Here is a 14,564-nt window from a genome sequence, read left to right as displayed (position 1 = left end):
GGTGTTCCCGGCGGGCGACGGGCGGCTCCGCGCAGCCCGCCCTGCCGCTCGGGTCCCGCGCCGGCGCCCCTCGTGCCCCCTCAGCCGTCCCGTGGGCGATGAACCGCGAACCGAACCATGAACCGCGACAAAACGCGGTTCATGGTTCGGAACGCGGTTCCGGGAGACGCCGGGGGCCGAGCCGTCCCCGCCCGGCTACTCGTCGCCGAGGAGGCGGCGGCGGCGCAGCGTCAGCCACGCACCGACCGCGATCAGCAGGAGCGCCGTGCCGGCGATGCCGACCCAGGCGTCCGAGCCGGTGAAGGCGAGGCCGTCGCGGCCCGCCACGGCGACAGCGCCGCCCGACCCGCCGCCGACGCCTGCGCCCGAGCCCGGCGCGCCCGAGCCCGGCGTGCCTGAGCCCGGAGCGCCCGAGCCCGGCGTGCCTGCACCCGGCGTGCCTGCACCGGGCGTGCCCGCACCCGGCGTGCCGCCGCCGGGCGTGCCCGGGTCACCGGGGTCGCCCGGCCCTGCAGCGGCGAGCACCGTCAGCGTCGCCCGGGCGAGCTGCGCGCCGCCCTCGAGCTCGACGACGTGCGCCCCCGGCTCGAGGTCGGCCGGCACGACGAACCGCAGCACGCCCACCCCGGCGACGGTCGCGGTCGTGTCGCCGATCGACTGCGGCTCCGAGTAGACCGTCCCGGCGAGCTCCTCGCCCGCGACGAACCCGGTCGCGGTGATCGACACCGTGTCGCCCGGCCGTGCCGTGGCCGGCGAGAGCGTGCCCGGCACGATCCTCTTGCCCGGCTCGACGACGCCGAGGTCGACGCCGAGCAGGGTCGCGAGGCGTGCGAGCGCCACGTCGGGCAGCCCGCGCTGCAGCGCGTTCTCCGCGTCGGCGGTCAGCGCCGCGGCGCCGACACCCGCCGGCCCGGCGGCGGCCGTGCCGTCGACCATCGCGTCCTGCGCGAGGTCGCGGGCGACCGACACGAGGTCGTCGGCCGCGCCCATCGCGTCGAGGTCGGTCCCCGAGAACGGGCCCACCGCGGCGAGCAACGAGCGCAGGAGGCGCGCGACGGCGTCGGCGTCCTCGCCCGCCACCGTCCCGTCCGCCGCCCAGACGTCGCCGTCGAGCACGTCCTGCACGCCGTCGCGGGCGGCGCCCGCGGGCAGCGACGCGACGAGCGCCTCCAGCCGGTCGCGCGCGCCGTCGGTGCGCAGGCCCCAGCCGTACGGGTACAGCGGCGAGTAGTCGGCGTCGCCCACGTTGATCGGCACCTGGTCGGCGCTGGCAGCCCAGGTCACGGGCAGGCGCCCGGCGAAGGGCAGGCGGCCGAAGAGCACGTCGGCCACGCCGGCGCCCTCCGAGCCCGGCAGCGACGACGCGACCACGGCGTCGGCGAGCCCGACGACGTCGCCGAGCAGCTGCGGGCGGCCCGACACGACGAGCACGACGCACGACGAGGTCGCGGCGCAGACCTTCTCGACGACGGCCTGGTCGGCCGGCGTGAGCGACAGGCTCGAGCCGTTGTTGCCGACGTCGCCCTGTCCCTCCGCGTAGGGCCGCTCGCCGACGACCACGACGCCGGTCTGGTCGGCGCGGATCGGCTCGGTGGCGCCGGGGCTCACCGTGACGGTCGCGCCGGGCGCGACCTCGCGGATGCCCTCGGCGATGCTCGTGCCGGTCGTCGTGTCGCCCGACCCGCCCTGCCAGCTGATCGTCCAGCCGCCCATCTGACGACCGAGGTCGTCCGCGGTGGAGCCGGCCACGTAGAGGTCGGCGTCCGCAGCCAGCGGCAGCGCGCCTCCTGCGTTCTTCAGCAGCACCTGCGACTCGGCCGCGGCCTGGCGGGCCACCGCGCGGTTCGCGGCGCTGCCGACGCCGTCGACGTTGGTGCGGTCGGCGAAGGGCTGCTCGAACAGGTTCAGGTCGAACTTCTGCGTGAGGATGCGCCGCACGGCGTCGTCCACCCGCGACTGCGACACGGCGCCCGAGCCGACGGCCGCGACGATGCTGTCGATGAACGCGCCGTAGTTGTAGGGCGCCATCGCCATGTCGAGCCCGGCGTTCACCGAGCGGACGGCCTTGTCGGCGTAGCTGCCGCCCGGCAGCTTGTCGATGCCCTCCCAGTCGCTGATGAGGAACCCCTCAAACCCGAGGTCGCCCTTGAGCAGATCGGTGTTGAGCGCGGCGTTCTCGTGCATCCGCACGGGCCCGTCGCCGAGGTCGACCGCCGAGTACGACGGCATGATCGTGCCGACGCCGGCCTCGAGGGCAGGCAGGTACGGGTCGACGTGCAGCCGGGTGAAGTCCTCGAGCGACTCCGCCTCGGTGACGCCCTGGTCGATCGGGTACGCGCCGGTGCCGACGACGGACTCGTCGTACGTGGTGCCGCCGTCGCCGGCCCAGTGCTTGGCGGTGGCGAGGACCTCGTCGGCGCCGCCGATGTCGGTCGGGTCGTCGCCCTGCAGGCCGATCACCGAGGGGGCGGCGAAGGTGCGGACCAGGTCCGGGTCCTCGCCGAACGACTCGTAGCTGCGGCCCCAGCGCTCGTCGCGCGAGACGCAGAGGCAGGGGGCGAAGGTCCACGGCACGCCGGTCGCGCGCACCTCCTGCGCCGTGACGCGGGCGATCTGCTCGACGAGCGCCGGGTCGCGGGTCGCGCCGAGGCCGGTGTTGTGCGGGAAGATCGTCGCCCCGACCACGTTGCTGTGGCCGTGCACGGCGTCGACGCCGTAGATCATCGGGATCTGCAGGCGGGTCGAGAGCGCCTCGCGCTGGTAGCCGTCGACCATGTCGGCCCAGGCCACCGCGGTGTTGCCCTGGGGCACCGAGCCTCCGCCGCTGAGCAGCGAGCCGAGGGCGCGTCCGCTGATGTCGCTCGGCGACGACAGCCCGAGGCGCTCGGCCTGCGCCATCTGGCCGACCTTCTCCTCGAGCGTCATCCGCCCGAGCAGGTCGGCGACGCGCTCGGCGGTCGGCAGCGACGCGTCGAGGTAGGGCAGGCCGTGCGCGCCGATCACGATGCGCGGGCCCTCGCCGACCTTGGCCGTGGTCGACGCGAGCGTCAGCTGCAGCTCCTTCGACTCGGCCGGCCCCGAGGAGGCGCGAGTCGTCACGCTGATCGTCTGCACCGTCCCCGAGGGCGAACCGGCCGGGAACGTCGCCGTGCCCGAGGCCGCGTCGTAGTCGACGCCCTCGACCGCGGTGCCGTCGGCGGTCGCCCAGTCGACGACGACGTCGGAGGCGAGGGGCTCGTCACCCGCCGTCGAGAGGGTGAGCGGCACCCCCGCGACGTCGCCCGCGTCGACGAGCCACACGTCCTGCGTCGAGTCGACGGTCACGGAGGCGGCGGTCGCGGGCGTCCCGTAGACCTGCGTGTCGTCGATCGCCCAGCCGACCGGCGCCGGGGTGCCGGGGGCGAAGGTGATCGAGTAGCCGAAGGCGCTCGTCAGGTCGAGGGTGCCGTTCTTCGTCGCGTCGTCGCCGGGCTGGTAGCCCGACGGCGTGAACGACGAGAAGGGCAGCTCGACGAGCTTCCAGCGGCTGGTGCTGCTGCCCCAGTTGTCCTTGAACGTGGCGGCCCAGAGCTCGCTGGTCTCGGCGGTGTCGCCGCCGCCCGCGGGGTCGCCGTCCTTGATCTCGACCTTGAGGTCGGCGCCGGCGGTGGGCGACGCGGGGTTGTTCGCCTGGGAGGCGTACCACCAGAACCGCAGGCCCTGGTAGCTCGACCAGTCCTGCGCGTCGGCCAGGTCGTGGCTGAGCCCGCCGTAGCCGCCCTCGGGGATCGAGTACGTGCCGCTGAGCACGTGGTTGTCGGCCACGCCGCCGCGCTCCTGGGTCGTCACCTCGCGGCTGATGGTCGGCTCGAGCGGCGCGGGGGAGCCCCACGTGAAGAAGCCGACGGGGTCGGCCCCGGTGGTGAGGTCCACGTCGCCCTCGAAGTCCTCGATCATCGTCGCGCGGTCGAACACGGCGACGTCGTCGACCAGCCAGGTGCCGGCGCCCAGGGCCGTGAGCGTCACGGCGAAGCCGGTCGAGGCGGAGGGGTCGAAGCGGGCGTCGCTGGTCGGTGCCGTCTTCGAGCGGAGGTCGGCGAACAGCACGCTGACCTCCTTCCACTCCGTGCTGTCGTCGATGACGGTCTGCTCGAAGAGGGCGTCGTTGCCGTTCTTCAGCTCGTAGCGCAGCGGCAGGCCGGTGGCGTTCCCCTTGAACCAGAACGAGAAGCCGTCGTGGTCGCTCCAGTCGGTGGCCGCGGTGTCGTGCGCGAAGCCGAACCAGTCCGCCTGCGTGGTGGGCCCCGCGACGACCGCGCTGAGGACCTTCGCGCCTGCGCCCGACGATCCCGCACGATCGGCCGCGACGGTGCTGAGCGTCGGCGTCACCGGCGCGTTCGCGCCCCACGGGAAGTACCCGGCGGGCACGTCGCCCTCGAAGTCGTCGACCACCGTCGTGGCGCCGACGTTCGGCAGGGCACCGGTCGGCGTGACGGTGACGGCCAGCGTCGACCGCGCCCCGAGCGTCACGGGGTCGCTCGGCTCGGACAGCGTCAGGGTGAAGGCGCGACGCGGGCTGAGGCCGCCCGTCGACAGGGTCGTGACCACGACGGAGGCGGTGGTCTCGCCGGGTGCGAAGGTCACCTCCTGGTCGACCGCCTCGAAGTCCGTGCCGGCGACGGCGGTGCCGTCGGTCGACCGGACGCGCGCGGTGACCGGCTCGGTGCTCGTGCCCGTCAGGCTGAGCCCGACGGCGAGCGGCTGCCCGGCGGCGACCGTCGCGGTCGACCGGTCGAGGGTGACCGCGCGGGTCTGCGACTCCCCGAAGACCTGCAGGCCGAAGGCCGAGTAGCCGTACCAGTGCTGGCGCGGCAGGTCCCAGGTGGCGGACGCGCGCTGCAGCATGCTGAGCCGCACGTAGCGGGCCTCGACGGGCGCGTCGGCCGTGCCGACCGCCTCCTCGTCTCGCTGGCCGTCGCTCGTGACCGTCTTCGCGACGGTCCAGCTCGCCTCGAGGGCCGGGTCGCCCTGCGTGGTCTCGATCCGGTAGCTCGACGCGTACGACGCCTCCCAGTCGATGCCGATCGAGTCGACCCGGGCGACGCCGCCGAGGTCGACCGTGACGGAGGCGGTGAAGGGGACGTCCTCGTCGGGGCCGTTGCCGCTCGCCCAGCGCGTGGTCGAGTCGCCGTCGATCAGGGCTTCGGCCGGGAACGTGCCGTCCTTGTCCGACTGCGTCGCCGAGGCGACGACCGTCCCGTAGCGCGCCAGGTCGACCGGCGCGGCCGAGGCGGCGACCGCCGGCAGGCCGCTCAGCAGCAGGGCCGAGACGGCGGTCAGCGCGGCGGGGCCGAGCAGGCCGCGGGCGCGGTGCGGGGAGCCGGGTGCGCGCCGCGAGGGCGAGCCGGCCGTGCGAGGTGAACGAGTGCGGACAGGACGTACGGCCACGATTACTCCCTTGTAATCACGAGCTGACGCGGGACAGTCCACTCCGCCACGTCGTCGTGGCCGCGTGCCGTCTCGAGGCAGGACCGCCCTCGCCGGCCCCGCGAACGGGGGCCAGGGGCGGATCGGCTCATCGTATTCACACAGGCGGCGCAGAGGCAAGGGGGCCGACAAGTCCTCCCAAGCCTTGCGTGAACGTTCACGGTGACTTAGTCTCAGGTCCGACACGGCTGTCGAAGCGCTTCGCCACGACGCCGGCACCACACGAACGACGACTCGACGAGGAGGCCGAGATGACCACGATCCACGACGTGGCTAAGGCCGCCGGCGTCTCGATCAGCACCGTCTCGTACGCGCTCAGCGGCAAGCGGTCCATCCGGGCCGACACCCGCCTCCGGATCGACGCCGCCGTCCGCGACCTCGGCTACCGCGCCAACGCCGGAGCCCGCATGCTGGCCGGCACGCGGACGAACATCCTCGCCCTCAGCGCCCCGATGCACGCCGAGACGCACCCGCCCGCGTTCATGTCGTTCGTCGTCGCGATCGCGACGGCGGCCCGGCGCCACGACTACGACATCCTGCTGCTGACCGAGGCCGACCCGCTCGAGGGCCTCCGCCGGGTGGCGTCGAGCCAGCTGGTCGACGGCGTGGTCCTGATGGACGTCGACACCGACGACGCCCGCCTCCCGCTGCTGCGCGAGCTCGACCTGCCCGCGACGGTCGTCGGCGTGCCCCGCGACACGAGCGGCCTCGTGTGCGTCGACTTCGACTTCGAGGAGGCGGCGCGCACGTCGGTCCGCCACCTCGCCGACCAGGGCCACCGGTCGATCGGCATGGTCGGCCACGCCGCGGCGCTCTACGAGCACGGCTCGAACTTCGCGCCGCGGTTCCGCGACGCCTTCGTCGCGGCGATCGAGGATGACCCCCGCGGGCTGCGCGGCGCCGTCGCCCACGCGCCGGCGCCCGGCGACCCGCGCGACGCGGTCGAGGTGCTGCAGGAGGCGCTGCCCGACCTGACCGCGCTCGTCCTGAACTGCAACGAGGGCGCCCACCGTACCGTGCTCCGGTCGCTCGCTGCCCGCGGCCTGCGCGTGCCCGACGACGTGTCCGTCGTCTCGGCCTGCTCGAGCTTCGACACGGCCGAGTTCGTGCCGGCGCTCGACGTCGTGCCGCTGCCCGCCGAGGAGTCGGGCCGCCGCGCGGTCGAGCTGACCATGGCCCAGCTCGACGGCCGGTCGACGGATCAGGTGCAGCTGATCGCGCCGACCTGGATCGCGGGCCGCTCGACGGCGGAGGTCACCGTCTCCTGACTTATCGACGCACCTGACGCTCGACGGCCCGTCGTCGAAGCGCTTCGACGCCGCATGGCCGCCCACGACCACGACGACCCGCCCGCACCGCCCCCGACCCGCCACCCACCACTTCCACCCCCCACCGAGAGGCCCCCGATGTCGACGCTGACGTCCCGCTCCCGCGACCTGCCCGAGCCCCGCACCTTCCCCTGGATCACCGACGGCCTCGCCCTCGGCGGCGACTGGTCGCCCGAGCAGTGGCCCGAGGAGCTCTGGGCCGACGACGTCGCCCTCATGCGCCGCGCCGGGGTGAACAGCATCAACCTCGCCGTCTTCTCGTGGGGCCTGCTCGAGGTCGCCGACGGCGAGTTCGACTTCGGCTGGCTCGACCGCGCGATGGACCTGCTGGCCGACGCCGGCATCGGCGTGAACCTCGCCACCCCGACCGCGGCGCCCCCGATCTGGCTGTTCCGGGCGCACCCCGAGATCGGCCTCGTCACCGACCGCGGCGTGCGGGTCTCGCAGGGCGGCCGGCTCGGCTGGTCGCCGAGCTCCCCGGTGTTCCGCCGCTACGCGCTGCGGCTCGTCGAGACCATGGCGGCCCGCTACGCCGACCACCCGGCCCTCCGCCTCTGGCACGTGAGCAACGAGCTCGGCAACGAGAACTCGCACTGCTTCAGCGACGAGACCTCGGCCGCCTTCTCGACCTGGCTGGAGGCGCGGCACGGCACGGTCGAGGCGCTGAACGCGCACTGGGGCTCGGCCTTCTGGGGCCACCGCTACACGTCGTTCGACCAGGTCGAGGCGCCCCGATTCACCGGCACGAGCCACAACCCCGGCCTGCTGCTCGACTTCGAGCGCTTCAGCAGCGACGCCCTGCTCGGCCACTACCTCGCCGAGCGCGAGGTGCTGCGGCGCGTGACGCCCGACGTGCCGATCACGACGAACTTCATGATCCAGAACCACCCGGGCGTGCACGACTACGCGGGCTGGGCGCGCGAGGTCGACCTCGTCGCCAACGACCACTACACGATCGGCGTCGACCCCGAGCGCTGGGGCGAGCTGGCCTTCAGCGCCGACCGGACCCGCGGCATGTCGCAGGGCGAGCCCTGGCTGCTGATCGAGCACTCGACCTCGGCCGTCAACTGGCAGCCGCGCAACCGCGCCAAGTCGCCCGGCGAGCTGGCCCGCAACAGCCTGGCGCACGTCGCGCGCGGAGCCGACGGCGCCCTGTTCTTCCAGTGGCGCCAGTCGACCGCGGGCAGCGAGCAGCACCACTCGTCCGTCGTGCCGCACGCCGGTGCCGACAGCCGCGTCTACCGCGAGGTGGAGGCGCTCGGCGCGACCCTGCGCCGCATCGGCGCCGTGCGCGGGTCGACCGTCGAGCAGGCCCGCGTGGCGATCCTCTTCGACGAGATCAGCCCGAACGCGCTCCGCTCGGGCAACAACCCGAGCGTCGACGTCAGGGCGCTCGACCAGCCGCTCGCGTTCCACCGAGCGCTGACGCGCACGGGCGTGGCCGTCGACGTGGTCGCGCCGACGAGCGACCTCTCCGGCTACGACCTCGTCGTCGTTGCGACCCTCTACCTGTGCCCCGAGGAGGCGGTGGCCGGCCTCGAGCAGGTCGTCGCCCGAGGCGGCACCGTCGTCGTCACCCCGTTCTCCGGCATCGTCGACCGGCACAACCGCGTCGTCGAGGGCGGCTACCCCGGCGTGCTGCGCGAGCTGCTCGGCGTGCGCTCGGAGGAGTTCTTCCCGCTGCTGCAGGGCGCCGAGGTCGAGCTGTCCGACGGCCGCCGCGGCCGCGTCTGGAGCGAGCTCGCCGAGCCCCGCGCCTGGGCCGGAGGCGCGGCCGCCACGGTCACGAGCACCTACGTCACGGGCCAGCTCGCCGGGCACCCCGCGACCTTCCGCCGCGACGTCCCGGGCGGCGGAGCGGCGCTCTACCTCACCACGCACCTCGACGACGCCTCGCTCGCCGCCCTCGTCGACGACCTGGTCGCCGAGCAGGCGATCGCGCCCACCGCGGTCGGCGACGACGGCCTCGAGAGGGTGCGCCGCACCTCCTCGACCGGGTCGTGGCTCTTCGCGATCAACCACGGCGACGTCGACCAGCAGGTCGAGGCGACCGGCATCGACCTCGTGTCGGGCGAGCGTGCCGACGGCTCGTTCACCGTGCCCGCCGGCGCGGTGGCCGTGATCGAGGAGACCCCGGCGAGCTGAGCACGCACCACCACCCGAACACCTTCCGCCGACCCTCACCCGGGCGGCACCCGCGTCGAAGGAGATGCAGATGAGACACCCGAAGACCGTGAGGGCCGCCGCGCTGGCGACCCTCCTGATCGGGGGAGCCGCGCTGAGCGGCTGCTCCGCCGTGGGCGGCGACGACGTCGTCCGGCTCGAGTACTGGGGCTGGGGGGTCGGCCAGGGCGAGCAGGTCGCCCTCTGGAACGCCGCGAACCCGGACGTCCAGGTGCGGCACACCGACGCCGGAGGCGGCACGGACTCGGCCGCGAAGCTCCTGACCTCGAGCCGGGCCGGCAACGCCCCCGACGTGGCGCTGGCCGAGTACACGACGATCCCGTCGCTGGTGATCGCCGACGTGCCGCGCGACATCACCGACCTGGTGGCCGACGTGGACGACGCGTTCACCGAGGGCACCTGGGCCCAGACCACGTTCGGCGGGCAGGTCTACGCCCTGCCGCAGGACGCCGGGCCGATGGTGCTCACCTACCGCGCCGACCTGCTCGCCGAGACGGGCCAGGCCGTGCCGACGACGTGGCAGGAGTTCGGCGACGTCGCCCGTGCCGTGCACGAGCAGCGGCCCGACACGGTGCTCGCCGCGGTCCCGGCCGGCGAGCTCGGCTTCTGGGCCGGGGTCTCGGCGCAGGCCGGTGCCGACTGGTGGTCGGTCGACGAGGACGGCTGGACGGTCGGCATCGCCGACGAGCGGATGCTCGAGGTCGCCGACTTCTTCGAGCAGCTCGCCGCCGACGGCTCGATCGACACGGACCCCGTGCTGTCGCCCGAGTACAACAAGCGCGTCAACGACGGCACGATCGGCGGCTGGGCCGCGGGCATCTGGGCGCCGAGCGTGCTCGGCGGCGTCGCTCCCGACACCTCCGGATCGTGGGAGATCACGCCGCTGCCCGAGTGGACGCCCGGCGACGCCGCGGTGCCGTTCCAGGGCGGCTCGGCCCTGATCGTCACGAAGAACAGCGAGCACCCCGAGGAGGCGGCGGCGTTCGCGAAGTGGATGAACGCGAGCACCGAGGGCAACCAGTCGCTGCTCGACGTGCGCGGCGTCTACCCCGCGTCGATCGAGGGCCAGGAGCTCGCGATCGGCAACGCGCCGCCCTCGCTGATGCCGCAGCAGACCGAGTTCTACGACGTGGCCGCCGAGGTCTCGGAGGACGTCCTCCCCACCACGTGGGGACCCAACGTCGCGCTCGCGACGACCACGCTCACCGACGAGCTCAACGCCGCGATCAGGGCCGGCACCCCGTGGCGCGACGCCTTCGTCGCGACCCAGGCCGTCGTCGTGGCCGACATGGAGGAAGTGGGATACCAGGTGACCACGAATGGCTGACACCGCGCTGCGCCCCGAGATGACGCACCCCGTGACCGCGAGCCCGGCCCCGCGCCCGGCACGCGGCCGCCGCCGGAGCCCGCTGGCTCCCTACCTGTTCGTCGCGCCGGCCGTCGTGCTGTTCGTGGTGTTCATGCTGATCCCGCTCGGCTACACGATCTGGTCGAGCCTCCGGGCCTACCGGATCGAGGAGGGGGCGTCGGTGCTCGGCGTCCGCGTCGACCGCTTCGTCGGCCTCGACAACTACGTCGCCGTGCTGCAGGACGCCGAGCTGCTCGCCAGCTTCGGCCGGCTCGGCATCTACGGCGTCATCGCGGTGCCGCTGACGCTCGGGCTCGCGCTGCTGTTCGCGCTGCTGCTCGACGTGCCCGCCGTCCGTGCCAAGCGGTTCGCGCGCACGGCGATCTTCATCCCCTACGCCGTGCCCGGCATCACCGCGGCGCTGCTCTGGGGCTTCATGTACCTGCCGAGCACGAGCCCGTTCTCGTACGTGACGAACGCCCTCGGCTGGGGGCCGATCCCGTTCCTCGAGGCCGACGGCCTGTTCGGGTCGCTCGCCAACATCGCCATCTGGGGCGGGGTCGGCTTCAACATGATCATCATCTACACCTCGCTCCGCGGCATCCCCGCCGAGATCTACGAGTCGGCCCGCCTCGACGGCGCCAGCGAGCTGCAGGTGGCCCTGCGCATCAAGGTGCCGCTCGTCGTCCCCGCGCTCGTCCTCACCGGCGTCTTCGCGCTGATCGGCACGCTGCAGCTGTACGGCGAGCCGAACACCCTCCGTCCCCTGACCACCGAGATCACCCAGAGCTGGGCACCGCTGATGACCATCTACCGCGACGCGTTCCTGACCGACGACCTCCCGTCGGCCGCCGCCTCCTCGACCATCCTCGCGCTCGGGACGGTCGCCCTCTCGGCGATCGTGCTCGCCGTCGCGAACCGCCGCCGGAAGGAGGGCGTCTCGTGACCGCGCTCGACACGCGCCCCCGCGCGGGCTCCCGACGAGGAGGCGCGGAGGGCGACCGCAGGACGGCCCGCCCCGGTGCCGCCCGCGCCGCCCGCAAGGGCAAGCTGCTGCCCACGATCGTGCTGCTGATCGGCGCCTTCTACTGCCTCGTGCCGGTCGGCTGGGTGTTCATCGCCTCGTCGAAGTCGCCGGGCGAGCTCTTCACCTCGTTCTCGTTCGCCCCCGGCACCGGCCTGCTCGGCAACCTCGGCGACCTGTTCGCGTACGAGGGCGGCCAGTACGGGCTGTGGGCCGCGAACTCGCTGCTCTACGCCGGGGTCGGCGGCGTGCTGTCGACGCTCGTCTCGACGATGGCGGGGTACGCCCTGGCGAAGTTCGCGTTCCGCGGGCGGAACCTGATCTTCTTCATGATCCTCGCGGGGGTGCTCATCCCGGGCATCACCCTGGCGATCCCGCAGTACATCCTGCTCAGCGAGATCGGGCTGGCGGGCGGACCGATCTCGGTGCTGCTGCCGATCATCATCAGCCCGTTCGGCATCTACCTCTCGCGGGTGTTCGCGCAGTCGGCGGTGCCGCAGGAGATCCTCGAGGCGTCGCGGATCGACGGCGCGGGCGAGTGGCGGATCTTCCGGCACATCGTGCTGCCGATCATGGTGCCCGGCATGGTGACCGTGTTCCTGCTGCAGTTCGTCGGCATCTGGAACAACTTCCTGCTGCCGTTCGTGATGCTCAGCGACCAGGCCGACTACCCGCTCACCGTCGGCCTCTACACGCTGCTGTCGAAGGGGTCCGGGGCACCGGCGCTGTACTCGCTCGCCATCACCGGGGCGGCCGTGTCGATCATCCCGCTGACGCTGCTGGTGCTGTTCCTGCAGCGCTTCTGGCGGCTCGACCTGATCTCGGGAGGGCTGAAGGGCTGATGACCGACCCGAACGGCACCTCCGAGGCCCCCGGGCGCTCGGCCGCCTCCTCACCGGCCACCTCCACCCCGGCCACCTCCTCCTCGCACCCCGCGCACCCGGAAGGCAGCACCGCATGAAGTTCACCGACGGCTACTGGGAGATCCTGCCCGGCGTCACCGCCCTGTACGCCCAGGAGGCGCACGACGTCTGGGAGCAGGACGGCGGCCTCGTCGCCTACGCCCCGACCAAGCGCATCGCCGGGCGCGGCGACACCCTCAACCGGCCGATGCTCACCGTGTCGCTGTCGTCGCCGGCCGAGGGCGTGATCCGCGTCCGCATCGACCACCACCAGGGCGCGCGCGGCCGCGGCGGGTTCGACCTGCCCGGCGACGACGGCTCGCGGGTCGGCGAGGTCAGCGTCGTCGACGGCGTCGGCACGCTCACCTCGGGGGCGCTCACCGCGACCGTGGGCGAGGGCGCCCCCTGGTCGCTCGAGTTCAGCTCGGGCGGCGAACGGCTGACCGGGTCGGGGCACCGCTCCGTCGGGTACGTGACCGACGCCTCCGGCCGGTCGTTCGTGCACGAGCAGCTCGACCTCGGCGTCAGCGAGCACGTCTACGGGCTGGGGGAGCGCTTCGGGCCGCTCGTCAAGAACGGCCAGACCGTCGAGATCTGGAACGCCGACGGCGGCACGTCGAGCGAGCAGGCCTACAAGAACGTGCCCTTCTACCTGACGAACAAGGGCTACGGCGTGCTCGTCGACGACCCCGGCGCGGTCTCGTTCGAGGTCGGCACCGAGTCGGTCGAGCGCGTGCAGTTCTCGGTCGAGGGCGAGTCGCTCGAGTACCTCGTCATCGCCGGGCCGACGGGCAAGGACGTGCTAGAGCGCTACACCGCGCTCGCCGGCCGGCCCGCCCTCGTGCCGGCCTGGAGCTACGGCCTCTGGCTGACGACGAGCTTCACGACCGACTACGACGAGGCGACGGTCACGTCGTTCATCGACGGCTTCGCGGAGCGCGACCTGCCGCTGTCGGCGTTCCACTTCGACTGCTTCTGGATGCGCGAGTTCAGCTGGACCGACTTCGTCTGGGACCCGCGCGCGTTCCCCGACCCCGACGCGATGCTCGCCCGGCTGCACGAGAAGGGCCTGCACGTCTGCGTCTGGATCAACCCCTACATCGCGCAGCGCTCGCCGCTCTTCGCCGAGGGCGCCGCGGCGGGGTACCTGGTGACGAAGGCGAACGGCGACGTCTGGCAGTGGGACATGTGGCAGGCCGGCATGGCGCTGGTCGACTTCACGAACCCGGAGGCGGTGGCCTGGTACCAGGGCTACCTTCGGCAGCTCACGGCGCAGGGCGTGGACTCGTTCAAGACCGACTTCGGCGAGCGCATCCCGACCGACGTCGTCTGGCACGACGGCAGCCACCCCGAGGCGATGCACAACCTGTACGCGCAGCTGTACAACCAGGCGGTGCACGAGGTGCTCGTCGACGAGCGGGGCGAGCGCGACGCCGTCGTCTTCGCCCGCTCGGCGACCGTCGGCGGCCAGACGATGCCCGTGCACTGGGGCGGCGACAACTCGTCGAGCCACGTGTCGATGGCCGAGACGCTGCGCGGCGGGCTGTCGCTCTCGATGGGCGGCTTCGGGTTCTGGGCGCACGACATGGGCGGCTTCGAGGGGCTGCCCGACGCGGGCGTCTTCAAGCGCTGGCTCGCCTTCGGCCTGCTCTCGTCGCACTCGCGCCTGCACGGCTCGAGCTCGTACCGGGTGCCGTGGCTGTTCGACGACGAGGCCGTCGACGTCACGCGGTCGTTCACGAAGCTCAAGCTGTCGCTGATGCCGTACCTGTTCCAGGCGGGCGTCGAGGCGCACGAGAAGGGCATCCCGGTGATGCGCCCGATGGTGCTCGAGTTCGACCGCGACCGCGCCGTCGTGCACGTCGACACGCAGTACATGCTCGGCCCCGACCTGCTCGTCGCGCCGGTGTTCTCGGCCGACGGCACCGTCGAGGTGTACCTGCCGCACGGCCGCTGGACGAACTGGTTCACCGGCGAGGTCGTCGAGGGCGGGTCGTGGCGCACCGAGCGGCACGGCTTCGACACCCTGCCGCTGTACGTGCGCGAGGGAGCGGTCGTGCCCGTCGGTGCCCGCGACGACCGGCCCGACTACGACTACCTGGACGGGCTGACGCTGCACGTGTTCCCCGGTCCCGACGGGGTGCGAGAGGTCACGGTCACCGACCAGGCGACGGCCGAGCCGACCGTCTTCCGCGTCGAGAGGCGAGGAGGCGCGGCGGAGGTGACCGGGCCCGAGGGCGCGACCCTGCCTGCCCTGGTGGTGCGCGCCTCCTAGGCTGCCGTCCGATCTGTCGAACCGGGCTGGCCCTCGA

General features: G+C 73.2%; 7 protein-coding genes. 6 read left to right on the top strand and 1 reads right to left on the bottom strand.

Going from position 1 to position 14,564, the window contains the following annotated elements; all coding sequences use genetic code 11:
* Window positions 1-195: 195 nt before the first annotated feature.
* Entirely contained in the window at window positions 196-5,427 is a 5,232-nt protein-coding gene (locus tag ITJ48_RS07400) for a glycoside hydrolase family 3 N-terminal domain-containing protein (RefSeq protein WP_194612996.1), read from the bottom strand.
* A 290-nt stretch (window positions 5,428-5,717) separates the two neighbouring features.
* Here ITJ48_RS07400 and ITJ48_RS07395 point away from each other — a divergent pair, with 290 nt between their 5' ends.
* The 6 genes from ITJ48_RS07395 to yicI all read left to right on the top strand — a co-directional run bounded on the left by ITJ48_RS07395 (window position 5,718) and on the right by yicI (window position 14,527).
* Window positions 5,718-6,734 (top strand): LacI family DNA-binding transcriptional regulator, encoded by a 1,017-nt coding sequence (locus ITJ48_RS07395; RefSeq protein WP_194612995.1) that lies wholly within the window; start codon window positions 5,718-5,720, stop codon window positions 6,732-6,734.
* A 138-nt stretch (window positions 6,735-6,872) separates the two neighbouring features.
* On the top strand, window positions 6,873-8,939 hold the full coding sequence (locus tag ITJ48_RS07390; protein WP_194612994.1) for a beta-galactosidase: 2,067 nt from the start codon (window positions 6,873-6,875) through the stop codon (window positions 8,937-8,939).
* A 70-nt stretch (window positions 8,940-9,009) separates the two neighbouring features.
* The gene (locus ITJ48_RS07385) at window positions 9,010-10,305 is read left to right on the top strand and encodes an ABC transporter substrate-binding protein (RefSeq protein WP_228506226.1); all 1,296 of its coding nucleotides are present in this window, start codon (window positions 9,010-9,012) and stop codon (window positions 10,303-10,305) included.
* Window positions 10,298-11,272 carry a carbohydrate ABC transporter permease gene (locus ITJ48_RS07380; protein WP_228506225.1) on the top strand — a complete coding sequence of 325 codons (975 nt, stop codon included), beginning with the start codon at window positions 10,298-10,300 and terminating at the stop codon, window positions 11,270-11,272. Before ITJ48_RS07385 ends, ITJ48_RS07380 begins: the two co-directional genes overlap by 8 nt.
* On the top strand, window positions 11,269-12,192 hold the full coding sequence (locus ITJ48_RS16640; protein ID WP_194612992.1) for a carbohydrate ABC transporter permease: 924 nt from the start codon (window positions 11,269-11,271) through the stop codon (window positions 12,190-12,192). The genes ITJ48_RS07380 and ITJ48_RS16640 overlap by 4 nt, the downstream gene beginning before the upstream one ends.
* A 115-nt stretch (window positions 12,193-12,307) precedes the next feature.
* Window positions 12,308-14,527 (top strand): alpha-xylosidase, encoded by a 2,220-nt coding sequence (gene yicI / locus ITJ48_RS07370; protein ID WP_194612991.1) that lies wholly within the window; start codon window positions 12,308-12,310, stop codon window positions 14,525-14,527.
* The last annotated feature ends 37 nt before the right edge of the window (window positions 14,528-14,564 follow it).

This window comes from Frigoribacterium sp. VKM Ac-2530 (assembly GCF_015350835.1).
In the GTDB taxonomy this organism is placed as follows: domain Bacteria; phylum Actinomycetota; class Actinomycetes; order Actinomycetales; family Microbacteriaceae; genus Frigoribacterium.
Note: the sequence above shows the minus strand (reverse complement) of the source record. Positions and strands in the feature narration are given on the sequence as shown.

Bases quoted from the DNA above. Each gene is read 5' to 3' on its own strand.
- ITJ48_RS07395 (WP_194612995.1), top strand. From the start codon at position 5,718: ATGACCACGATCCACGACGTGGCTAAGGCCGCCGGCGTCTCGATCAGC.
- ITJ48_RS07390 (WP_194612994.1), top strand. From the start codon at position 6,873: ATGTCGACGCTGACGTCCCGCTCCCGCGACCTGCCCGAGCCCCGCACC.
- ITJ48_RS07385 (WP_228506226.1), top strand. From the start codon at position 9,010: ATGAGACACCCGAAGACCGTGAGGGCCGCCGCGCTGGCGACCCTCCTG.
- ITJ48_RS07380 (WP_228506225.1), top strand. From the start codon at position 10,298: ATGGCTGACACCGCGCTGCGCCCCGAGATGACGCACCCCGTGACCGCG.
- yicI (WP_194612991.1), top strand. From the start codon at position 12,308: ATGAAGTTCACCGACGGCTACTGGGAGATCCTGCCCGGCGTCACCGCC.